Annotated in this window: 23 protein-coding genes; all 23 read right to left on the reverse strand. The window is 28.7% G+C overall.

Features of this window, described 5'->3' with window-relative positions; translation table 11 throughout:
* Positions 1-12: 12 nt before the first annotated feature.
* A complete protein-coding gene (locus tag OXH55_RS07595) occupies positions 13-582 on the reverse strand; it encodes a nitroreductase family protein (RefSeq protein WP_268049226.1) in 570 nt (189 codons plus the stop codon).
* Positions 583-620: 38 nt separating this feature from the next.
* Entirely contained in the window at positions 621-2180 is a 1560-nt protein-coding gene (gene murJ / locus OXH55_RS07600) for a murein biosynthesis integral membrane protein MurJ (RefSeq protein ID WP_268049227.1), read from the reverse strand.
* Between the two features lie 3 nt (positions 2181-2183).
* Complete coding sequence (locus tag OXH55_RS07605) at positions 2184-3299, reverse strand: glycosyltransferase (RefSeq protein ID WP_268049228.1); 1116 nt, start codon at positions 3297-3299, stop codon at positions 2184-2186.
* 72 nt (positions 3300-3371) lie between these two features.
* Entirely contained in the window at positions 3372-4097 is a 726-nt protein-coding gene (locus OXH55_RS07610) for a WecB/TagA/CpsF family glycosyltransferase (RefSeq protein ID WP_268049229.1), read from the reverse strand.
* 18 nt (positions 4098-4115) lie between these two features.
* A complete protein-coding gene (locus OXH55_RS07615; protein ID WP_268049230.1) occupies positions 4116-4769 on the reverse strand; it encodes a sugar transferase in 654 nt (217 codons plus the stop codon).
* 43 nt (positions 4770-4812) lie between these two features.
* Positions 4813-6054: an O-antigen ligase family protein gene (locus OXH55_RS07620; RefSeq protein WP_268049231.1), complete on the reverse strand. Its 1242-nt coding sequence runs from the start codon at positions 6052-6054 to the stop codon at positions 4813-4815.
* A 111-nt stretch (positions 6055-6165) separates the two neighbouring features.
* On the reverse strand, positions 6166-7344 hold the full coding sequence (locus tag OXH55_RS07625) for a DegT/DnrJ/EryC1/StrS family aminotransferase (protein ID WP_268049232.1): 1179 nt from the start codon (positions 7342-7344) through the stop codon (positions 6166-6168).
* A 16-nt stretch (positions 7345-7360) separates the two neighbouring features.
* The gene (locus tag OXH55_RS07630) at positions 7361-8395 is read right to left on the reverse strand and encodes a glycosyltransferase family 2 protein (RefSeq protein WP_268049233.1); all 1035 of its coding nucleotides are present in this window, start codon (positions 8393-8395) and stop codon (positions 7361-7363) included.
* Between the two features lie 17 nt (positions 8396-8412).
* Positions 8413-9480 carry a glycosyltransferase family 4 protein gene (locus OXH55_RS07635; protein ID WP_268049234.1) on the reverse strand — a complete coding sequence of 356 codons (1068 nt, stop codon included), beginning with the start codon at positions 9478-9480 and terminating at the stop codon, positions 8413-8415.
* A gap of 29 nt (positions 9481-9509) precedes the next feature.
* Positions 9510-10877 carry a glycosyltransferase gene (locus OXH55_RS07640; protein ID WP_268049235.1) on the reverse strand — a complete coding sequence of 456 codons (1368 nt, stop codon included), beginning with the start codon at positions 10875-10877 and terminating at the stop codon, positions 9510-9512.
* A gap of 1 nt (position 10878) precedes the next feature.
* Positions 10879-12357: an O-antigen ligase family protein gene (locus OXH55_RS07645; RefSeq protein ID WP_268049236.1), complete on the reverse strand. Its 1479-nt coding sequence runs from the start codon at positions 12355-12357 to the stop codon at positions 10879-10881.
* 26 nt (positions 12358-12383) lie between these two features.
* A complete protein-coding gene (locus tag OXH55_RS07650; protein WP_268049237.1) occupies positions 12384-14102 on the reverse strand; it encodes a capsular polysaccharide export protein, LipB/KpsS family in 1719 nt (572 codons plus the stop codon).
* Between the two features lie 14 nt (positions 14103-14116).
* Entirely contained in the window at positions 14117-15535 is a 1419-nt protein-coding gene (locus OXH55_RS07655) for a lipopolysaccharide biosynthesis protein (protein WP_268049238.1), read from the reverse strand.
* A 17-nt stretch (positions 15536-15552) separates the two neighbouring features.
* Entirely contained in the window at positions 15553-16656 is a 1104-nt protein-coding gene (locus OXH55_RS07660) for a LegC family aminotransferase (protein ID WP_268049239.1), read from the reverse strand.
* Between the two features lie 158 nt (positions 16657-16814).
* Positions 16815-17810, reverse strand: coding sequence for an NAD-dependent 4,6-dehydratase LegB (locus tag OXH55_RS07665; RefSeq protein WP_268049240.1), 996 nt, complete (start codon positions 17808-17810; stop codon positions 16815-16817).
* Between the two features lie 77 nt (positions 17811-17887).
* Positions 17888-18937, reverse strand: a complete 1050-nt coding sequence (locus OXH55_RS07670; RefSeq protein ID WP_268049241.1) for a nucleotidyltransferase family protein — start codon at positions 18935-18937, stop codon at positions 17888-17890.
* 4 nt (positions 18938-18941) lie between these two features.
* A complete protein-coding gene (locus OXH55_RS07675) occupies positions 18942-19580 on the reverse strand; it encodes an acetyltransferase (protein ID WP_268049242.1) in 639 nt (212 codons plus the stop codon).
* A 14-nt stretch (positions 19581-19594) separates the two neighbouring features.
* Complete coding sequence (gene neuC, locus OXH55_RS07680; RefSeq protein WP_268049243.1) at positions 19595-20743, reverse strand: UDP-N-acetylglucosamine 2-epimerase; 1149 nt, start codon at positions 20741-20743, stop codon at positions 19595-19597.
* A 26-nt stretch (positions 20744-20769) separates the two neighbouring features.
* Positions 20770-21816, reverse strand: a complete 1047-nt coding sequence (gene neuB / locus OXH55_RS07685; RefSeq protein ID WP_268049244.1) for an N-acetylneuraminate synthase — start codon at positions 21814-21816, stop codon at positions 20770-20772.
* Entirely contained in the window at positions 21809-22513 is a 705-nt protein-coding gene (locus tag OXH55_RS07690) for an acylneuraminate cytidylyltransferase family protein (RefSeq protein WP_268049245.1), read from the reverse strand. Before OXH55_RS07690 ends, neuB begins: the two co-directional genes overlap by 8 nt.
* Before the next feature lie 29 nt (positions 22514-22542).
* Positions 22543-23283, reverse strand: coding sequence for an N-acetyltransferase (locus tag OXH55_RS07695; RefSeq protein WP_268049246.1), 741 nt, complete (start codon positions 23281-23283; stop codon positions 22543-22545).
* A gap of 40 nt (positions 23284-23323) precedes the next feature.
* A complete protein-coding gene (locus OXH55_RS07700) occupies positions 23324-24424 on the reverse strand; it encodes a Gfo/Idh/MocA family protein (RefSeq protein ID WP_268049247.1) in 1101 nt (366 codons plus the stop codon).
* 57 nt (positions 24425-24481) lie between these two features.
* A complete protein-coding gene (locus OXH55_RS07705; protein ID WP_268049248.1) occupies positions 24482-25798 on the reverse strand; it encodes a nucleotide sugar dehydrogenase in 1317 nt (438 codons plus the stop codon).
* Between the last annotated feature and the right edge of the window lie 44 nt (positions 25799-25842).

The raw sequence follows: 25842 nt of genomic DNA on the forward strand, positions 1-25842 counted from the left end.
TTTAAAATTTAATTAATGGTGTATTATAATTTTAGTATCTTGATCTGCAAAAACTCTATTCCACTCATTCAAGAAAACATATTCTCTAACATCTTTTGGCGGATTTTTAGGTTTTTCTGCAGCTATTTCTCCAACTGGTGTTAATGCTACTACTCTAAAATGATCTGGTATAGAAAGGATGTCTTTTATTTTTCTCTCATCAAAAGAAGCTATCCAGCAAGTTCCATACCCTTCTTGAGTAGCTGCAAGCACAAAATGTTCCATTGCTATAGCACTATCTACTAAGTAATATTCTTTTCCCTCCATAGCACCAGATGCATCTGGTTCAGCAACTACAACAGCAGTCATAGGCGCATCCATAACTGATTGTGTTGCTTCATTTGTATTATTCATTATGGCATTTGCTATACTTTGTTTTTTGTTATCATCATCTACTAAGATAAATTTATAGCAAGTTTGGTTTTTCCATGATGGAGACATCATAGCAGCATTTATCATTCTGTTTATTTTATCTTTATCTAATGTGTTAGTCTTAAATTTTTTTATGCTTTTCCTATTTTCAACTACATCGTAGAATTGCATGATATCACACTCCTTCTACAATAGTATGGCTATATACATTAGCTTTTATTCTTACCTAGTCTTTTCTTTACTAGCTCCAGCATATACATGTACTCTTCCACTTTTAAAATATGAATACATATAAAATAAACAAATACTCCAATAATAAAACATAGAATAATTGATATTATATCACCTTTAAAATTTACACCTATTTGGGTAAAACATACATTTCTTATATTGATTATAATAAATCCCATTATCAAAGATGAACTAGTTATTTTTACAAATACCTTTAAAAGATATCTTATATTTATTCCATTAAGTTTATTATTTAAAATAATAATTAAAATCAAAGTAGTTGCCACAGCTGAAATAGCAGAAGCTAAAGTTAATCCTGATACTTGCATACTGTTTACAAGTATTAAGCTTAAAATTATATTTATGCAAATTCCTATAAAACTATTTATCATAGGAATTTTCGTATCCTGCAGTGAATAAAAGGCTTTATACAGTATATCTCTAACTCCATAAGCTACCATAGCTGGAGTATAAAACATTAATGCATTTGCTGTTAATTTTACCGCTTTTTCATCAAAAGCTCCTCTACCAAAAATAAGACTTACAATAGGCTCTCTTAAAATTAGAACGCCTATGCTCGCTGGCACCATTATTAAAAGTATTACATTTACTCCTCTAAGAAGTGCATTTTTATACTCTTTATTATTTCTCTGAGTAGCAAAGATAGAAAGTGTTGGATAGATTACCATAGATATAGCTACTGCAAATACTTCATATATAAGCATATTCAATTTATTTGAAAAGTCTAAAGCCGAAACAGCCCCTTCATAAGCTGTAGTTGCAAAATATCTACTTATAAATAGATTTATTTGAATTATAGAAGTACTTATTATAACTGGAAGCATCAATTTTACTAGTCGAATTAAATTTTTATCTTTAAAATTTATAACAAAAACATATTTATATCCTAACGCTTTAAATCTCGGAACATTTATTAAAAATTGGGCTGCAAACCCCATAACTGTAGCTATTGCAAAACCATTCATACCAAATTTGTTACTTAAGAAAATTAAATATATAACAAATATTATATTGGAAACAAAAGCCATAGCTGCCGGAGCATAAAACTCCTTATGTGCTTGCAAAACACCTGTTACTATGCTTTGTATAAATACAAAAAATAATGATGTAAACATTATTCTTAAAATATATACTGAACTATTATATACCTCCAAATTTTCTCTAAACCCAGGAGCAAATATGTATATTATGTAAGGTGCAATTATTATTCCAATAATTACAAATACTATAGTAGATATACCTACTGTATTCAAAATATTGCTTACAAAAATATTTTTTTCCTCTTGGCTTTTATTCTCTATGTTTTCAGTATGCATTGGTATAAGAGTTGTAGTAAGTCCATATCCTATAGTTGTAAGCAGCATTACAGTACCTAAAGAAAACATATATATATCTGTAACATAAGTAGCTCCAAATTTTGAAGCAATCAGTGCATCTCTAATAAATGCCATAATTTTGCCTAATACAATTAATATAATTATGATGAAAGAACTTTTTATAATCTTTTTATCCTGCATATATTACACTCCATTTTTAAACTTATTTGTTTTAATTACTTTTTTGTAAAAAGAATAGTATGTATTGCAAAATTTTTCCATATCGTAGTTATCTATGACTTCTTTATAAAGTTCCTTTCCCATTATATTAAGAACATCTTTTTTCAAATAAGCTTCTTTCATTTTTTTATAGATTTCTTCTTCAGAATTATCGTTAATTACAAATACCGTTTTATCATTAAAATTCTTTTCAATATCTCCAACCTTTGAGGAAATAGCTGGTACATTTGCTATGCCACTTTCAAGAATAACTATTGGTGGAGAACCTCCTTCATTAAAAGAGGTTAATATACTAATCTCACTAGCATTCATAATATTTATAGGATTTTCTACAAATCCAGTAAAAATTATATCTTTTTCCATTTTTAATTCTAATACTTTTTTCTGAAGCTTATCTTGAAGCTCTCCATCTCCTACTAAGACTAACTTTATATCCTCAAATTCATCTCTGAGTTTATAAAATGCATTAATTAGTCCATTATGATTTTTTATGGGGTGCATTCTTGCTACATTTACAAAAACAAAATAATTTTGCAGTATACCATACTCTTTTCTTATTTCTTCTTTAGTTTTTGTTATATTAATATTATCTAAATCTATTCCATTGTTTACAACACATTTCTCTCCCCTAAAATTATTTTCTTCTAAAACATCTTTAATATAATTTGATATGCACATATAATTATTAAAGGATTTAAGACCGTATTTACTAAGAGGGGTAAATAAAAAATGTTTAATTTTATTATTTAAAAAATCATATCTATAATCACTATGTACACTAGCCAAAGTAGAAGCTTTTATTTTATTTTTTAAAACCCTATGTATAAGAAAGGCTTTTGCTCCATGAAAATTCACAATATCTATTTTATTTTTATTAATATAATCTATAATCTCTTTATTGTTAATTTTATTTTTAAACATTACAGTATTAATTTCTTGTTTCTTAGCTTTTTCGTATAAATATCCTTCTCCAATACAGCCAAGAATGTTATTAAATTTCTTTGAATATTTACATATATTTAAAACATGGGCTCCTCCCCCTCCATTATCACTCCCAGTTATAATATGTAAAACTCTCATTCTCTTGTCCCCCATTCTTTTTCTTTTGAATTAAATGCAAAAAAGAAGAGCTTATGCCGCTCATCTTTTCATTTACTTATTCTCCATTTTATCAGTATTGAATATTACTCTCCATAAAAACTTAGGTATACAAATTAAACGCTTAATTCTCCATGGTTCTTTAATTACCCTATACAACCATTCAATCCCTAATTTTATCATCCATTTTGGAGCTCTATTCACTTTTCCTGCAAAAACATCGAAGCTTCCTCCGACTCCCATAAAAATTTTACATGGAAGTGAATTCATATATTTTGCTATAAAAGTTTCTTGTCTTGGACATCCCATAGCTACAAATAAAGCATAGGTCTCTTTATGCTTTATATCCTCCACAATCTCTTCACAATTTTCTAAATCAAAATACCCATTATGGGCACCTACAATCTTTATATTAGGGAATTTAACTAATAAATTAATAATACATTCCTTTAGTATTTCCTCTTGAGCACCTAATAAGTATATACTTTTATTTTCTTTTTCGCATTTTTTAACAATCTCTTCCATAAGCTCTATTCCTGCTATTTTCTCTTTCATAGGATTTTTAACTATTTTTGATGCCATTACAGTACCAACACCATCAGGAATTATTACAGAGGTCTTATCTGTATATACTTGGTGTAAAAACTCATTTTCCATTCCACTATACAAAATTTCTGGATTTCCCGAAATAATGTTTACTTTATCAAAATCCTCTATATATTGTATTAACTGTTTTTTAGTTCCACTAAATACTTTATAATCTAAAATTTTTGTAAACATATATCCCCCTAATCCTAATTAGAATGCTCCTTCTTTTTTAAACACACTAAATACTGTTTGAAATAAAATTTTTATATCTAGTAATACGGAAAAATTTTTAATATATGTTAAATCATAATAAACTGTCCTACCTAATTCAATTTCTCCTCGTCCACTAATTTGAGCAATACCTGTTATACCTGGTAAAACCAATAATCTTTCTCTATATTTTTCAGGATATACATTAACTACATCTGGTATTTCAGGTCTTGGTCCAACTAAACTCATATTTCCCATAAGAACATTGAATAATTGTGGTATTTCATCAAGACTAGTCCTTCTTAAAAAAGCACCAATTTTAGTTATTCTATTGTCACTTTTACTTTGGAATACAAAGTTTTCAATATTTTGAGTATCTATAGCTAGTTCTTGTCTACTTTCAGCATCAACCACCATAGTTCTAAATTTATAAATCTTGAATGGTTTATTATCTTTTCCTACTCTTGTTTGTGTAAATATTGCTGGTCCTTTAGAATCAGTTTTAATTAAAATTATTATAATTAAATATACAGGTGTTAAAATAATTATACCAATCAAGGACAGCAAAATGTCTAAAATTCTTTTCATTATAAATTGAATTTTTTTGTCTTTAATATCTGTTTTTACATTTATTTGTATATCATTTACGTCCATATTACCTCCTACTACATCCACCCTGAATTACTTAATGCTTTGTTTATATAAAATCTCTGCTATTATTATAAAGCATAGATTGAGATATTGCTACTAAAATCCAAAAATACATACTTATTTTGGGTACAAAAAATAAATTATCAGAAATATTCATAATATAAAAAACTATTATTGATATTAAAAGCCCTTTATAAAAAGCCTTGTAAAATCCATTTTTTGTAATATTTATAAAAGTCTTTATCTTTACCAATACAGATACCAAAATTCCTACAAATGAAACACTACCTGCAATTCCAAGTTCACTTTGAATTTTAAGATATGAATTATGTACTGGAAAATTTACATGATGATTATAATCAAGTTCAGGATGTTTTTTTACATATGCTCCATACAAACTATAATAATTTCCATTTCCAACACCTACTATAGGATGGTCCTTTATCATTTCCAAAGCTATTTTCCACAAATTAACTCTAGGATCTTTAAATACCAACTTAAAATCTCCAATTCTATTTCTTACTGATGGTATCATTAAAGCTGATGCTCCTCCAAGTAGAAATAAAAATATGGCTTTCCAATTATATATAATAATAAAAATAAACGCTCCTATTAAAAATCCACCCCATGTATTTCGTGAGCCACTTAATACTATATTGATAAATACTACCATAGATATTATCCCATATAACATCTTCTTACTTTTATTTTTCTCATATAAAGTTATCATTATTAATGGAAATATTGCTAAAATTAAAAATGCACCTAAACTATTTGGATTTTCTAGTGTAGATGGTATTCTAACCTTAAAAGCATATCCCTTGTCATATATAAACTCCTTACTCAAGCCTATCTTTGTAAAATACTGTATTATCCCAAAACTACTTATAGCTGCTACAACTAAAAGATAAGTCTTTATTATATTATCCAAAATATATTTTTCAGTTATTTCATACTTAATTATAAAATAAATTATAATATAAGTTACAAATCTCAAACTTTCTTTTAATGCCATAGTTTTATAAGATGCATAACTAACAGATATACACATTACAATAAATAATAGAACCATGAATATACTCAGATAATCTGTAAAGAAATCTTGTATTCCCTTTATAAATCTTTCTCTGCTCTCACTGTATATTAATATAGTAAACAAATACACTAATCCGATTAAAAATAATATAATATCTCCTAAAGGTATTCCTTTAAATTTACTAGGAAGTATTGGCATAAGTATTATATACAAATATATTAGACAGCTTAGCATACTTTTTTTCTTAATCATTTTATCACCTTCTTATAGTACTAATAATCTATAAATATTATAATACACTATTTTTTCTATTTGTCATAAAATTAGCACGCAATTTTAGCGTGCTAATTTTATATATTAATTTTATTTTCTATATTTCTCAACTATTCTCTTAACAGCATAAATTACATCTTCTGTATCTTGCTTTGTCATCACTGGATATAATGGTAAGGACAGCATTCTGCTAAATATTTTTTCACAAACAGGGAAATTTCCTTCTTTATGTCCAAATGTTCTTTTATAATAAGGATGTAAATGTACTGGTATAAAATGTACGCTTGTTCCTATATTTTCTTCTGCTAATTCTTCAATAAACTTATCTCTGTTTATAGTTAACAATTCATCATTAACTTGAATTACATATAAGTGCCATGCATGAGTTGTTGTATAATCTAAAGTTTTAGGTGTGATTATTTCTGGCATATCAGCAAATGCTTCATTATAGCTCTTTGCTATATCTGTTCTTATTTCCTGCATTCTATCTAATTTCTTTAGCTGATGAAGGCCAAGAGCTGCTTGCATATCTGTCATATTATATTTATATCCAGGATATTCTATATCATATCTCCAAGAACCACCCTTACCATATCTATTCCAAGCTGCTTTGCTCATTCCATGCAGACTCATAACTCTTACTTTTTCTGCAATTTCATCACTATTTGTTGTAAGCATTCCGCCTTCACCAGTAGCAAGATTTTTAGTAGCATAAAAACTAAAAGAAGCTGTATCTCCTATACCACCTATCATTTTACCTTTATATTGAGTATAAACAGCATGAGCAGCATCTTCTGAAACAAAAAGATTATACTTTTTAGCTATCTCCATTATTTTATCCATATCACATGCCTGTCCACTGTAATGTACAGGTACTATAGCTTTAGTTTTTGAAGTAATTTTTTCTTCAATCTTGTTTACATCAATACAATATGTATCTGGGTCTATATCTACAAATACCGGAGTTGCTCCTACATGTGTTATTGTATTAGCACTTGCTGCAAAAGTCATAGGAGTTGTTATTACTTCATCTCCTTCACCAATTCCTGCTGCAACCAAGGCTAAATGAAGAGCACTTGTAGCAGAGTTTGTTGCTATAGCATGTTTTGCGCCAACAAATTCTGCAAATTTCTTTTCAAATTCTATAGTCTTAGGTCCTTTAGAAATCCATCCTGATTTTAATGTATCTACCATTTCATTTATTTCATCTTCTTCAATTAAAGGTAATGCATAAGGTAGAAATTCTTTTCTTGCTTCTGTTTTTGACATTTTTATTCCTCCCAATTTATCTAGACATTTTAGTATTTTTTTCTACTAATTTGTTTGATCTTAAAACATAAAATGCCATTAATCCATTTATAAATCCTAATCCATAGCTAATATGTAATATAGGGAAAATAAATGGTATATATTTTATAAGGTTAAATTTATTTTTAACTAATTTAACTGAAGCCGCAATATCTAGGGCTAAATACATAATAAACTGAATCAACCACAAAATCAATATAGGTTTAAAAAATAACCCCAATCCTATTCCCAAAGTATTGGTAAGAACAAATGCCATTGGTACTAAATGTCTTATAGATGCTGTTTTACCATGTTTTTGCATAACTCTAACTTTCCAAAAACCATATTGGTAATACTGTCTCCATAATTTGCTTAGTGAACCTCTTCCATAATATTTAGATCTTACTTCTGGAGATAATAAAATTTTATACCCTGCTTTCACAACTCTATAGTTTAACTCATCATCTTGATTTCTCACTAATTCTTCATCAAAAAATCCTATTTCCTCTAAAACTTTTTTTTCATATGCTCCAAATGCTACTGTATCAACATATGTCTCCTTCTGAGCATATCTAAATAATGCATTTCCTACACCAAATGGTGAACTCATTGCAAGTGAAATAGCTTCTCCTACCTCATTATTGCTAATAGTTTCAATAGGACCTCCTGCACATCCCACACCTTCTTTTTGAAGTAATTTAACATTATTCTTAATGAAGTCTTTATCTGCATAAGAATGTGCACCAAAAATAATAATTATATCTTTATTACTCTTTTTTATACCTAAATTCATTCCCTTAGGTGCTGATAATCCTTTATTATCAACAATATGTATATTATCATATTTCTTTTTGTATTCTTTTATTATTCCCCTTGTTCCATCATCAGACATTCCATCGCACACCAAGACTTCAAATAAATCTTTAGGATATGTTTGATTTATGAAAGATTCTAAACATTGTCCTATATAATCTTTTTCATTTCTACATGGAATAACTATGGATACTGTTTTTTTATGCTTAACTTCTTCCACTATATCACTCCTCAACTCTATATGCTGTATATCTGTTCATATTCTTTTTCTACCACAGCCATATTATCTTCCCAAATAGCTTTTTTTAATATTATATCTCTATTAAGTCCTTCAGCATTATCTTTTAAATTATTATCTTCAATGCATAATTTAATAGCTGTATATAACTCTTCTTCTTTTAATTCTTTAAGAATTATACCATTTACCTTCTCCTCTATCCACTGCTTATTAGCCGGCAAATCAGAAACTATTGGTAAAACTCCACAAGCCATAGCCTCTAATAAAGTTACTGATGTAGAATCAGAATCTAATATTGATACAAATACCTGAGATGTAATTAGTAAATTCAATAGTTCTTCTCTTGAAATAAATCCTCTTATTTCAACCCTATCTTGTATTTGTAATTCATTTATTAGATTCTTTATATTATCCATTTCAGGACCATCATTAGTAATAATAAGCTTAATATTCTTATCTTTAATATTCTTTAATATTTTAGAAAAAGCTTTAACGATTATATCTATATTAGAATTTTTATTTACAGTTCTTAAGCTTAGTATTTTTATTTCTTTATTTTCATCTTTTCTCTCTAATGAACAAAGACCTTTTTCTACCCCCATAGGAACAGTAATAGTTCTAACCTTTGTCAATTTTCTTGTTTCTTCTGACATAAAGTCTGAATCAGATGTAATAAGTTTTGCCCTATCTAATGCAAATTTAGTTATTAACTTATAAACGATATTCCTTTTAGGAGCTACAAGTATATCACTTCCCCAAGCAGAAATCACAAGATTTTTAAAGCCTGTTAATGCTGCTATAAATCCATAACTTGTAACATAATGAGCATTAACTACATCAGGATTTATTTTTTTTATAATTTTTTTTACTTCTCCTGCCTTCAATATATATCTCCAGTTTCCTCCATCTTGGTTTATATCAAATTCACCGATTTTATGCACTTCTATATTCTCAAGTTTTACGTCTGAAAAAGTTATCAAATGAACCTGGTGTCCTTTTTCCTGAAAGTAATATAACCATCTTTTTATATGAATGCTACTTCCATCTCCTAGAAAACAAATTCTCATTTTTTATCTACCTCAATCTAGAATTTTTACTATCTTATTTCTGACATGGCTTCTGTCAACTGCTTTGTTAAATTCTCTCTACTATATTTATAAATTTCTTCCCAGTCAGGATTTATAGAGCAATTACTGCTAACAAATGAACAATAGGCATTATATATACTCTCTTCAATTTCATCTTGCTTTGAAGGATATGCTATAAACCCAGTATTAGTTTTTAATATCAATTCTCTTGCTACTCCATCTGGTACTAAAGCAATAATTGGTTTTCCTGCTCTTATGTACTCAAATATTTTCCCAGTATATATTCCTTCAGTCCCTCTTCCTTCATGAATTAGAAGCAGCAAAGCATTTGCTCTACATATTGCTTTTAAGCTTTCCTCATGTGGTACATAATTTTTATGTTCTATCATATTAGGATACTTTGATTTATAAAAATCCACTACTTTTTTATGTTCACTTCCTATTTCACCCAAAAACTTTATTTTAATATTATCCTTAGGTATTTTATTTGAGTCTATTAAATTTTGCACTGCAGCAAATATTTTTTTAGGAGATCTCTTTTCTCCATACAACGCTCCATTATGTAAAATAGTAAACTTATCGTTCTCTTCTGAAGCATTAAGTGAAAGATCACAAAAATCTTTTTCATCATATCCATTTGTTATTACATGAAACTTACTTTTTTCTTCATTTTTATATCTTTCTAAAAATTCATTGATTATCGGTTGACTTACACTTATAATCTTATCTGCATTTTTTATAATCCTACTTTCTAATCCTTCATGCCTCTTTCTAGTTAAATAGCCATAATCAACAAAAGCATTTGCTACCCAAGGATCTCTAAAATCAGCTATCCATTTAATTGAAAACTCTTTACGCAATTCATATCCTATCATATGTGCTGTATAAGGCGAAGAAGTTGTATAAATAATATCTATATCTTTCTCTTTAATTATCTTTCTTGCTTCATCTACAGCATATTTTAGCCATCCTTTTTTGTCATCAGGTACATAAATAAAATTATACGTATTCAAAAAATACTTTTTAGCTAAATTCTTCAAATTCTTTTTAATCTTATAGTTAAATGAATTGGTTTCTACAACTATATTTGAACAGCTTTCTTCATTACTTACTGCTTTACTACTTCTTTTATTTCTTAAAGCTAATAAGTTACTTAATAAATTAGTTTCTTTTATATCCGTTCTGTATACATTAATCTGAGGGTCAATCTCTTTATTTAAAGACTTATCTGTAAGTCCATTTGCTTCTTCCTTTACAGTTAATACATTTACATTATAACCAAATTTCTTTAAGTAACTTGCAAATTTAGTTGTTCGCTGTACACCAGCTCCCCCTTTGGGAGGATAGTAATATGCAACCATCAATATATTTTTCATATTATTCCCTCACAAATTCTGTAGTAGTTTTCATCAAAATAGTATAAATTATAATAAATACAAAAGCAGGTACAATACTTACTGGATATGTAGACGTAATAAACGCTTGACCAGTTATATTTCCATATGCAAATAAAGCAATTATCCCTATCAGCCCTGGATATAAAATATTTTTATACTTCTTCTTTTTCCACCCAAACACAAGACTTTTGAAAAAAACAGTAATGCACCCTAAAAATAATACTAATGTAAATATCAATCCAACTTCCGTTGCTACATTTAAAATTATATTATGTGCATCTATATACATTCTCGAAGGTTTTCCTCCATATTGTAAATAATAGTTTTTAAACTGTCCTGGTCCAACTCCAAGATAAGGCTTATCATTTATCATCCCTAAAGCAACAGTCCATATAGGTCTTCTGCTTTTAGTCTGCTCCATTAACTTTTTGAAAATACCTTCTCCTTGTACTACACCTTCAATTCCTTCTGTTTCTATCTCCTGTCTTATTTCATTAAATTCCCATCTGTGAGTAACATTATACCCAAGGCCACTAAAAATAACAGCTCCAACCAATAGATATTTAATGAAATTCTTTTTATCTAAGATCATTGTGAAAACAAAACATATGAATACAGCTAGTAATATTCCTCTTGACATTTGAGTTGATAAATTAATAGTTTGTATTAATAGCAACAATATAAATATTTTATTGTATTTTTTACACATATTTTTGTTAATAGAAAATAACAATATAAAAGGCAATACCATAATAGTATACCCAAGCATAAAGTTACTTCCAAGAACTCCATACAAATGCTGATTCTTTCCTAAAAAAACTATACTATATAATGCTACAACTATGTCTGGAATAGACGATAAAGTAACACCTATACATAAATAAGCTATAACTGTTTTTATAAAATCCTCATCCATATTTTTATAACTTAAAATAGATAAACTTACAATAATCATTGAGAGTAAGGATATCCCTATTAAATTAAATGATTCTAATTTATTGATACTTAAAAGTGAAGATATAAGTGCTAGTATTATAAGTATTAAATAAACTAATACAACTTTTTTATACCTTCCATTTTTTATTGATATTCTTGAAAAATCTAGTTCATTTTCCTTTAAAGCTCTAAAAGCATTTATTATAAATATAAAAAAATATAGCCAGTACACCCCAGTACCTATCCAAGTCATATTTAATCTAAAAAACAAATAAAGAATTAAAGGAATCATAGGTATTGTTAATATATACATTTTTACTGTTGTTTTAAAATCTTTAAAACTTAAAACTATACTGCATATCATAAAAAGTGTAACAAATATGGTACTTGCAAACATAAAAACATTGGATCTACCTATTTTTATGAAAATAGCTATTTCCGATAAAAGATATATACTTAATATTACATACATATATTTTTTTAAATAACTTAAATATTCTTTACACTCACTTGCAAAATTCATACTTTACCTCCAAGGTCCATTTCATTTTATTCTTTAGTTAAATTAATCATAGTCGTAGTAATTCTTTTTGTAACTTTTCCATCAGATTTATAAAAGTTATTATGTATATATTCATTAAATTTTTTACTAAACTCATATTTATGTATGTTATCTAAACATTGCTGCAGCTCATTCTTTTCTCTTACTCCCATAGATAATCCATCTTTTATAAATCCTCCTGCATCATTATATTTAGGAAGTACTATACATATAGATGGTTTATTTAAAAGAGCTCCCTCCACAACAACTGTAGAATGTACACTTACAACAACATCACACCAAGCTAAAAGTTCATATAAATCTCCATCTTTTATTATTTTTACATTTTTTATTCCTTTTTCTTCTATCATACTCTTATAGATATCATAATACTGATCCGCTGGATGTAATTTTACTACTATTTCATATTCTTTCTCCATCAAATTTAAAGCATCAAATAATATATCTGTGGCTGGTACTAATAAATCTTTAAAATACTGTGTAGCATACAATATTTTAACTTTATCATTAGTATTACTTTGCTTTTCTAAGTAATTTACTAATAAATCCGTTCTAACTTGCCCCACCACTTCTATCTTATTATTTCTGTATATATTAGACCCATTTTTTAGCATAGTTTTATATTTTTCTCCCCAAACAAAAGTACATTTAGGAATTATTCCACTATATTTAGAATTAATCATGTACGCTGGAGACACCTCATTAATTATACCATGCTGAACTGCATATGTTTCGATGTTTTCTCTATTTCCCGCCGTAATAAAACATCTTGGTCTATCTCCTTCATCTGTAACAATACATTTTTTTATATTATACTTTTTTATAACTTTTTCAGCACATAGAATTTCTATTAAATCTGACATATATCTATTTTCTAAGTTATTCAACACATATTTTAGTATAATATTTTTCAAGTTATATCCTTTATAAGTAAAATCCAAACTATTTATCTTTTCTAACTTATTCTTTATTAAGTTGTCCTTAACTAGTTTTCTTCCTTTAAGCTTTTTATACAACATAAAAAATTCAAAAGGTATGTACTCTTTTTTGTAAGATAAACTTTTATCTAGCATATTAAAATTAAATACACATTGTAGATTTAAGACATTAACTTTATTTTTTAAATCTTCTACAACAGACCCTATTTGAGTATCAATAAACTCATTTTTAGTATCCTTTTTTAGAAGGTTTATATTCATAACATTAGAAATAACAAGCACATTATCTCTTTTATTTAAATTTGATTTAAATTTAATATAATTTTTTATGCCTCTTAATGTTCTTAAAAATAATTTGTATTTTTTGTCTCTTAGTGATTGAGTATTTGAAGGGATATTGTTGTTTGAAATTTCATCACATTTAAGATTAAAAATTTCTCTACTTATATCTAAAAATACCTCATCATCACTTTCTATTAATATCTCTTCATCTATATTTTCCACAATATTTTTTATCAATAAAAAACATAGAAAAACATGTTTTAAGTTTAAATAAATAGTAGGTTTTTCGAAATAATATAATGGTATAGTCTCATATAAATATAAGTCTTCTAAATTTAATCCTTCTATTTGCAAATTTTCAATTTCATTAAGATATTTAAAAGTTTCCTTATCTATATCCATCTTCTCAATATATTTATATATTTCATCTTTTTTCTCTTTATAAATTATAAATTTTTCATCCCTAGTATATATAAGCTTAGCCATGTTTTTCTCCTAAATTAAATTTTTTTAAGTTTTTCCTTAATTATATTTTTAGAACTATAACCTAGAATAGCTATAACAAAAATTACAAAAATATATCTTATCATCCAATTATCTTTTAATAAATAAAATATATAGCCCACTCCACTAACAAAAACTATACTATAAATAAAATACTTAATTTCAAAAATTTTTTCCTCTGAAATAATTTTAGCCATAATGTAATGGTATATAAATAGCAAAACATATGAAACTAAAGTAGTCCATGCTCCTGCTTCATATCCATACCTAGGAATAAATAGATAGTTTAAAAATATATTAGTAAATCCTGCTCCAAATGTTCCTATAGATATCAAGTATGTCTTTTTAGCATAAAACTCTAAGTTAGATGGTAAGCTATATAAAAATATAAAGAAATATGAAATCATTACAATTGGAACTATCTTTAGTCCATCCCAATAAGCTTTTGGTGACATAATCTTTACTATTTCCGGAGAAATAAAAATCAAAATAAATGTTATCATTGAAAAAATAGCTATGTAATATTTATATTTTTTCTTTATGTCATCATAATTCTTTTTCTTCATATTTTCAAAAAAGTAAGGAACCCAAGCTTTATTTAAAGCAGCCCAAACTACACTTAAAATAAGCCCCATATTATATGCAAAACTGTATATTCCAGTTGCACTATCTCCAATATATTTTTTTATCATTATTCTGTCAAACTGAGCTAAAATAATTCCTGATAAGCTATGAGGAATTAAAGGAATTGATATTGCTAATGCATATTTCCAATAATCATTGCTAATAGATATTTTTCCTTTTTTCATTATTGAAAAATATAGTACTATAGCATATATTCCTGTAACTAATACTCCACCACCTATTCTTCCCATATACTTATTTACACTCAAATAAGAGATAAATGTAATTGACAACATTACATTTAATAAGGTGCTTGTAATAGCTATAAACAGATACTTTTTATAATTATATTGAATTGTTAATTTAGTGTTACAAAAATCAATTACAAATGCACAAAAGCTTTGAATAATTAAAAGCTTAATTACCGTTGACTCTAGTCCTGTAATATCCGAGAGGGTGCTTTGAAATGCTAAGCTTAATACTACAAACACTCCAAAACAAATAGTAGAAAGTAATAGTATAGATGATAAAAAATCATTATACTGTTCTTCAAAATCATATTTTGCTCTTGAAACACTTGATACAAGTCCTAGACTGATAATTGATGTAAATATAGCAAGCCATGTTGAATATACTCCAAGTACGCCATACTCTGATGTACTAAGCATTCTAGTAAAAATAGGTGTAGTAAGGAATGAAATCCCTTGCAAAAACAAATTCCCTATTGTATACCATATACCACCTTTTATTAGATTGCTTTTATAAAGCTTTTGTGTAAGTACCTTTATCATATCCTTACCTCTACATTCTATTTACTGTATTTCTTTATAACATTACATACTGTTTCTATTTGTTCTTTTGTTAAAGAAACTGAACTCGGAAGATTAATTCCTCTGCTGCATAATTCTTTAGTTACACTCATATTTCCATGCTTACATTCTTTATATGGTGGCATTTCATGTACTGCCATAAAGAAAGGTCTTGTTTGAATTCCTTCCTCTTCAAGTTTTGCCATAAGCTCATCTCTACTTAATCTATAATCGTCTTCAACTAAAATAGAATATAACCAATAACAATTCTCAGCCCACTCTCTTTCTCCTGAAAGTGTTATTCCCTTTATATCTTTTAATAATTCATTGTAATATGCAGCATTTTTTCTTTTAGCTTTTATATATTCTACTATATTTTCAAGCTGCGCAACTCCAAAAGCTGCTAAAAGATTAGGCATTCTAAAGTTATATCCCATTTCTTCATGGTAACAACCCTTGTTATCTAAAATTGTTTTAGTTTGATTAGATAAATACTTTGCTCTATTTCCTAATTCTAAATCATTAGTTACAAGCATTCCACCTGCTCCTGTAGTAATTAACTTGTTTCCGTTAAAGCTATAAGCACCTATATGTCCTATTGTTCCGGTCATTCTCCCTTTATATGTAGAACCTAAAGATTCTGTTGCGTCTTCTATAACATATAAGTTATATTTTGCAGCAATTTCCATCACTTTATCCATATCAACAGGATGTCCATAAATATGTACTGGCATAATAACCTTAGTTTTTGGAGTAATAAGTTCTTCTATTTTTTCTGCATCCATTACAAAAGTATCTCTGCAACAATCACAGAAAACAGGAGTTGCTCCTACATATTTTATAGTATTAATAGGTGAAATAAAAGTCATAGAAGGAACAATAACTTCATCTTCTTCTCCAATACCTAAAGTTACAAGTGCAAGCTGAAGAGCAGCTGTTCCATTCATTGTTACAACAGCTTTTTGACCATTAACATATTCTGCAAATTTTTCTTCAAATAAATCTACATAACTTCCAACAGAAGAAACCCAACTTGTATCTATACAATCCTTAACATATTTCCATTCATTCCCTCTAATTTCAGGTATACATAAAGGTATCATTTTATACACTCCCATCATAAAAATTATTTTACAATTTTTGCAGATACTAAGAATTAGGTACTAGGTACTAGGAAAAACCTCTTTATTTTCCAGCACCTAGTACCTAGCACTTAGTACTTAGCACCTATAAAGAAATTGATTATAATGCAATCTCTTTATTACACATTGTATATATCAGTCTTAAAGTATTGAATATTATTTTTAATCCATTCTATTGTTTCTTTTAGTCCTTCATCAAGAGTATATTTTGGAGCCCAATCACTCAATTGTTTAATTTTTCTATTATCAGCCCACAATCTATTAACTTCACTCTTTTCTGGTCTTATTCTTTCTTCATCGCATAGTATCTTAACATCTTTATTGGTTAATTCTATTATCTTTTTAACCAAATCTCCAATGCTTATTTCATGATTTGTGCCTGCATTTATTACTTCTCCAATAGTTTTATCACTTTCAGCAACTTTTATAAATGCTTCTGCCGTATCTTTTACATAGTTAAAATCTCTTGTTGGAGTTAAACTTCCTAATTTTATTTCTTTTTTACCAGCAAGTATTTGTGAAATTATTGTTGGAATTACGGCTCTTGCTGATTGTCTTGGCCCATATGTATTAAATGGTCTTAATGTAGCAATTGGTAAATTAAAAGATCTATAGAAACTTTCTGCCATCTTGTCAGCACCTATTTTTGAAGCTGAATAAGGTGATTGTCCCTGCATAGGATGTTTCTCATCAATTGGAACATATAGTGCTGTACCATAAGTTTCACTTGTTGAAGTATGTATAATCTTCTCTATATTTTCTTCGTCTCTACATGCTTCTAAAACATTTGTAGTTCCTTCTACATTTGTTCTTACATAAGCCATTGGTGATAAATATGAATATGGTATAGCAATAAGTGCAGCAAGGTGCATTATAACTTCTTGACCCTTTACCATTCTCTTTACATTATCATACTCTCTAATATCTCCTGTAATAACATTTAAGCTGTCTTTAATATTTTTATCAAAAGTATCTATCCATCCCCAGTTGTTAAAAGAATTATATTGTACAAGAGCAGTAACATCAGCACCTAACTCTACTAGTCTTTCTGTTAAATGACTTCCTATAAATCCTTCCGAACCTGTTACTAAAACTTTTTTACCTTTCCAATTCATAAGTATTTATTCCTCCATATCAATTGATTATTATGCTATCTCTTATTTGATTCCAATTTCTTACAAAATAATTTTTTCTAGAAAAATTTTTTAACATCTTCGTTAGCCTTTTTAAAATCCTCCATCTGTCCTATATCAGACCAATATTCAGTTATCTGATATACACCTGATCTACCATTATCACTTATAACATCTTCTATCAAATCAGTCATATTATAATTTTTATCTTTAGGAATATATTGTACTACTTTTTCACTTAATACATATACCCCACTATTTATATAAAAATTATATACAGGTTTTTCTTCTAGAGATTTTATTAAAAGCTCATCAGTAACCATTACTCCATAAGGAACCTTCATCTCGTAATTTCTTGCTCCAACAGTAATATGAAACTCATTGTTAATGTGATGATTTAGAAAAGCATCAAAATCTATTCCCGTTAATATATCACCATTTATAACAATGAAAGGCTTATTTAGCTTTTCTTCTGCTAATTTTATAGAACCAGCTGTACCTAATTTTTTAGTTTCTCTTACATATTCAATATTAACATCAAATTCCTTGCCATCCTTAAAATATTCTTCAATAATTTCTCCTTTATAATTAAGAGAAATTATAAAATTTTTAAATCCGTATTCTTTAAATTGTTCTATAATACGTTGTAATATAGGCTTTTCTCCTACTTTAAGCATTGGCTTTGGAGTATTCTCTGTAAGAGGTCTAAGTCTAGTTCCAAGTCCGCCAGCAAGTATAAAAACATAGTTATCTTTTTGTTCATATGAAATTATATCATCTAGAAAATATAAGTCTAATAATTTACCTTCTTCATCTAAAAGCGGAACCTGTCTTATTTTATATTTTAACATTAATTCCTTAACTTTTTTCTTGCTTACAAATTTATTTACATATCTAAATTCTTTGCTATAAATATCCTCGATGCGCTCTTCAATTCTATTCCCTTTAAGTATGGCCCTTCTTATAATACCATCAGTAATAATTCCTTTAACATGTTTTTCTTCATCAACTACTAAAGCCGCTCCAGTTAAATTTTTATCTATAGATTCCATGGCATCTTTTATTGTTGACCCAATTTTTATACAGTATGTATCATTTGAAAATCTCACCAAATCACCTACACTTTATAATTTTTGCCGGAACTCCTACTGCAGTAACATTGTCCTTTACGTGGTTTAATACAACTGAACCTGCTCCAATTACTACATTACTTCCAACATTTATTCCTTGAATTATGGAAGCTCCCATTCCTATATGAGAATTATTACCTATTTTAACTCCCCCAGCTATACAAGCCCTAGGAGAAACATGTGAATTTCTTCCTACAAAACAGTCATGCTCTATCACTGAAGAAGTATTTATTATACAATTTTCTTGTATAACAGCTCCTGTATTTATTACAGCTCCTGCCATTACACAAGTTCCATCCTCTACTTTTGCATAGGGAGATACCACAGCTTTATTATGTATTAACTTAGGTATTTCGTAACCTATATTTCTTAGTTTATAGTAGATTTCATCTCTTAGGTTCATATTATTTAATGCTCCTAAACTTACAAAAGCATTTCTTACTCCGCCTTTATAAACTTGAGACAATACTTCATCATTACCTATTATAGGAATGTCTAAAATCTTATCACCTATTCCTTTATTATCAGTAATTCCTACTATCTCATACTTTCTCATACTCTTTATTATATCTATTATAACCTTACAGTGTCCTCCACCGCCTACAAGAACTATCTTTTCCATGTAAACACCTACTTTTAATACGTTATTCTTTTTTGAATTAATTCTCTAGTGATTTCAATTTCACTCAAGTGTTTGCTTATTCTTGATCCAGCTTTACCATCTCCATAAGGATTAACACATGACTTTAATTCTTCTCTATACTTCTCATCATATAGTGCTTTATTAATTCCTTTTAGTATTTCCTCTTTCTCATATCCAACGTCTATTACATTACAAGCTCTAAGTCTTCCTTCTTGCCTTGTACCGATATTTATAACTGGCAACTTAAAGCTAGGGGCTTCTATTATTCCTGAAGAAGAGTTTCCTATCATTGTATCAGCAATATTTAAAAGACTCAAATATTCAACTTGTGAAAGATTTTTGAACACCTTTAAAAAATCATATTTTTCTCTGTATTCTTCTATCACCTGTATTATTTCTCTTCCACCATTGTCGCTATTAGGATATGAAATAATTGTTTGTACCCCACACTCTACTACAGCTTGTAGCGTTTGTTCTATCTGCCATTTTACTAAATCTCTTTCTGTAGTTATTGGATGTTGAGTCATTATAAAAATCTTATCATCCTTTAAGTCAAATCTTTTTAACATTTCCTCTCTTGAAAGATATTCAGTATTCTTAATATAATCAAGACCAGGTGCTCCTACTACATATATATTTTCTTCTCGCTCACCCATTCTTAAAATTCTTTGTTTACTATCTTCTGTTGCAGGAAAATGTATGTGAGAAAGTTTAGTAATAGCGTGTCTTATAGATTCATCTACTGTTCCTGTAACTTCTCCTCCATGAATGTGTGCTACAGGAATATTCATATGAGTAGCTGCAAGAGAAGCTGCCATCATTTCACCTCTATCTCCTAATACTACTAAAACATCTGGTTTTACCCTTTCTAAACTTTGTGTCACATTCATAATAGTTAAACCAATAGATTTTGCCATAGCAGCTCCTGTATCTGAAGCTAAAATAGTTTCAATTCTTTCAGCTATAAAAAATCCATCTTTTTCAATTTCCTCTATTGTCATTCCAAATTCTGGACAAAGATGCATTCCACAAACAATTAATTGTAATTCTAAATTAGGATTTTTTTCTATATCTTTAAGAACTGAGTAGTATATACCGTAATCAGCTCTAGTTCCAGTTATAACTGCAATCTTTCTCTTCATACCTTCTCAAACCTCTCTATAAATTCTTAATCTTCAACAGCACCAAAAGTTATTTGCTCATCTTTATTAATATCTTTATTAGCTTGTTTACCTATTAAATTTTTATAATACTTAGGACTAAGCCCGTTTCCTGGTCTTTTGTAATCTAAATCCTCTAATTTTATTATTTCACCTTTATTTATGTTTCTAGAAGCTACTATGCTTTTACGTGCAACCTGCATAGTACTAATTTCACTTTCACTAAACATCTTTACTCCATTTCCTAAAGAACTTTCCACATTTCTGATTCCCTCAACCATCTTTTTAAGTTCTTCTGGTTCTAAAGAAGCTTTATGATCAGGCCCATCCATATTTTTGTCTAGTGTAAAGTGCTTTTCAATAATATTAGCTCCTAAGGCTGCTGCCGCAATAGGTATTGTGATACCCTCAGTATGATCTGAATATCCTCCTACCACACTTAAAGCCTCTTTTATAGTATTCATCGCTCTTAAATTTACTGATTCTAGTGCTGCTGGATAGTTTGACGTACAATGAAGTGCTGCAACATCTTCTATATCTTTATTTTTTAGGCACATAAGTGCTTCTTCAATTTCTCCTAACACAGCCATTCCTGAAGATAGAATTATTGGTTTTTTAAACTCAGCTATATGCTCTAATAAAGGAATATTTGTTAAATCTCCTGAGCTTATCTTAAAAGCTTCAATTCCAATGGAATTAAGGAAATCTGCACTTTCAAAGTCAAAAGGTGTTGATAGAAAAATTATTTCTTTATCTTCACAATACTTCTTAAGTTCTTTAAACTCATCATATGATAATTCTAGCTTCTTTAACATATTAAACTGACTATCTTCAGTTCCTATGTTATCCTTTTGATACTTAGCCATTTGAGCATAACCTGTTACTAGCTTTTCGCTTTTAAAAGTTTGAAATTTCACTGCATCTACGCCTGCATATACAGCCATATCCACAAGTTTTTTTGCAAGTTTTATATCGCCATTATGATTAACTCCAGCTTCAGCTATTATAAAGCAAGATGAATTGTTGCCAACAATTCTATTTCCTATTTTAATCATTACCATTCTCCTTTAAAATAAGCTCTACTAGTTTTGCATCCAGCATATTATCTATATCAACAGATTTTTCTCTTTCCATTATATATGGCATAGTTTTTTCATTAACAAAAACTTTTTCCTCTAATAACATACTCACCTTATTTATATATAAGGCTCCATTAAAAATATATACTTGAGGCAATTCTTGTCTTCTTAAATTCTCACCAGTAAATTTTATTATAGGCTCTAATCTATTCTCTTTAATTTTTCTCATAATAGCAGGATTTTCATCTACTTCACATACACTTACCAAAGAATCATCTTCACTATTCATAAGAATTTCTATTGCCTCATCAATATCATTATGGGTTCTAAGTGGAGAAGTTGGTTGAAGTAAAACTACATAATCAAACTTTTCTCCCTTTTCCTTTAAAAAATTCATTCCATGTATAACTACATCTATGGATTTTGCAGTATCATTTGATATTTCTTGAGGTCTTAAGAATGGAACACTAGCTCCATACTTTAAAGAAACCTCTTTTATCTTACTATCATCTGTTGAAACCATTGTGTAATCAATATATTTAGACTTTTCTGCTGCTTCTATAGTATATGCTATCAATGGCTTATCGCAAATGTCCATTATATTTTTATAAGGTATTCCTTTTGATCCTCCTCTAGCTGGAATTATAGCTAGAATTTTTTTATCCCTATACATAGTAATAGTCTTCCCTTCTAGATTGTGGACTATTGATTTTTTAATAATTGATCTTCTGGCACATTTTTAAATTTTTTCGCTGGATTTCCCGCAACAATTTCAGCTTCTTGTACATCCTTTGTTACAACACTACCTGCTGCTACAAACCCATCTTCATGTATAACTTTTCCTGGCAATATTACTGCTCCTGCACCAATTCTTCCGCCTTTTTTTATAGTTACTCCTTTAAAATGATTAAATCTTTCCTTAGAACGAGCAGCATAATTATCATTTGAAGTAACAACACAAGGAGCTATAAAAACATAATCTTCAACTTCTGAATATGCTGTTATATAAACATTAGTTTGTATTTTACAATTAGAACCTACTTTACAGAAATTCTCAACTGTAGCTCCTCTTCCAATTATTGTTTTAACTCCAATACTAACATTTTCTCTTATAGTAGCTGCATCTGCAACAAGAGTTTTTTCTTCTATAGTACACCCACAGTAAATTATTACTCCTGCTCCTATCAAACATCCATCCCCTATTTTGCAAGGTGTATATTCTTCATCGTCTTTAAATATACTATTTACAGCTCTCATAGGAGTTTTTCCTATTACAGTATTATCGTCTACTCTAACATTATTTCCTATTTTGCTTCCTTCATGTATTACTACATTATGCCCAATAATACAGTTATCTCCTATTTCTACACTATCCTCAACAACAGCAAAATGGCCTATTTTTACATTCTTCCCTATTTTAGAACTTTCAGAAATATAGTTCATATTCTTTCCTCCATTTTATCCTTACTTAAAGGTGTAGTTTCTATTTAGATAATTCTTTTTCCATATCTAAAGTAGAAAAATCTTCTAATGGGAATTTCACAGGCATTTCAGTTAATCTTGACTTGTATGCTGCAAGAATTATTGACATAGCTTTTTTACCTTCTTCTCCACTTATTAATGGTTCAGTATCATTTTTTATTGCATCTATAACATTTTTAAATAATGGCACATGTCCACTTCCATATACGCTATCTGGGTCTCCTTCTTGAGCCTTTAATATCGCTTCCTCACTATCTTTATTGTCTTCGAATCTCCAATTTTCTATTCTATTAACAGCAAGTCCACCTATACATACAGTTCCTTTTTCTCCAAAAACACTTAAAGTTTCTTCTAAATTTTTAGGGAATACGCAAGCAGTTCCTTCTACTATACCTATAGCTCCATTTTTGAATCGTATAATTATAGCACCAAAATCTTCAGCTTCTATATCTCTTAGGAAAGTATTACATTGTGCATATACAGTATCAATCTCTCCTCCCATCATCCATTGAAGAAGATCAATGTTATGTATACATTGATTCATAAGAGTTCCACCATCAAGTTTCCAAGTACCTCTCCATGGTGCTTGCTCATAATATCCCATATTTCTGTTCCATAGTATTCTCGCTGTTCCATTAACTAACTTTCCAAATCTATCATCTTCAACAGCTCCTCTAAGTTGTTGAATTGGTTTATTAAATCTGTTTTGGTGACATATTGATAATTTAACTTCATTTTCTCTAGCCACTCTTATCATTTCATCAGCATCTTTAATTGAAAGTGCCATTGGTTTTTCAACTACTGCATGCTTTCCTTTTTTCATACAATAGATAGCTATTTCTGGATGGTATCCACTTTCTGTAGCTATAGTTACTACATCTATTTCTTCATTCTCTAGCATTTCTTTATAATCATTATATACATTTACTTCAAGTCCTTCTTGCATTTTTTCTATGTATTCTTCTTTTTTAGCTATAGCTTTAGTTATATCAACATCACAAGTCGCTGCAAGCACAGCTTCTTCTCTATTATGTACTAATCCTTCTACATGTTTATAAGAAATTCTTCCACAACCGATTATGGCAAATCTCAATTTTTTCATCACAATCACTCCTTAATCATAATAAAGGATAAACCCTAAGGTCTATCCTATTTAACTTTAAAGTTTGTTTATTTTTTGTCTATTGTTCTTAACGTCCTTTGTAGCATTTCTAGTATCGTATAATAACTTAGCATTCTCCACTATTCTTTCATAATCATAGTCTGTATGATCTGTAGTTATTATTACAATATCAGCATCTTTTATTGCAGTTTGCCATTCTACTGATACATATTCTTTTCCGTTATGCTTAAATTCTGGTACAAAAGGATCATTATATATTACTTCAGCACCATGTTGCTCTAAATGTTCAATTACTTTAAGAGCAGGTGATTCTCTCATATCATCTATATCTTTTTTGTATGCTATTCCCATTAAAAGAACCTTAGAACCATTTAGCGATTTTCTATGTCCATTTAAAAGCTTCATTGCATTATCTACTACAAATTCAGGCATGAAATCATTTATTTCTCCTGCTGTTTCGATAAGTCTTGTATGATAATCAAATTCTCTAGCTTTATATGTTAGGTAGAAAGGATCTAGTGGTATACAGTGTCCTCCAAGACCTGGGCCCGGATAGAAGGCCATGAATCCATATGGTTTTGTTTTTGCTGCATCTATTACTTCCCAAATATCTATACCCATTTTTTTGCAAAGTACAGCCATTTCATTTGCAAGTCCTATATTTATATGTCTGAATGTATTTTCAAGTATCTTTTCCATTTCAGCAACTGCTGGTGAAGAAACTGGATGTATTTCACCTTCTAAAACAGTTGAATAAAGTGCTGCTGCAACTTCAGTACATTCTGAAGTACATCCTCCAACTACCTTTGGAGTATTTTTTGTTTTAAACTGCTTATTACCTGGGTCAACTCTCTCTGGTGAAAATGCTAAGAAGAAATCTTCTCCACATTTTAGACCTGATTCCTCAAGAATAGGTTTAACTATTTCTTCAGTAGTTCCTGGATAAGTAGTACTTTCAAGTACTATTAGCATTCCTTTATGTAAATATTCTGCAACACTTTTTGTAGAAGCAATAACATAAGATACATCTGGCTGTTTGAATTTGTCAAGAGGAGTTGGAACAGCTATTGCAACTGCATCTACATCCTTAACAAAAGAAAAATCTGTTGTTGCTTTTAATTTTCCTTCTTTAACCAAAGTTTCTAAATCACTATCTATAATATCTCCTATGTAATTATGTCCTTCATTAACCATTTCTACTTTTTTATCTTGAACATCAAAACCAATAACTTCATATCCTGCTTTTGCTTTTTCTACAGCAAGAGGTAGTCCAACATAGCCTAAACCTACTACACCTAATTTTGCTGTTTTATTTTCAAATTTTAATAAAAGTTGATCTTTTATTTGTGACATCATATTTCCTCCTAATATCCGTAATATTATTAAGATTATTATCT

Source organism: Clostridium ganghwense (assembly GCF_026735165.1).
Lineage (GTDB): Bacteria > Bacillota > Clostridia > Clostridiales > Clostridiaceae > Clostridium_H > Clostridium_H ganghwense.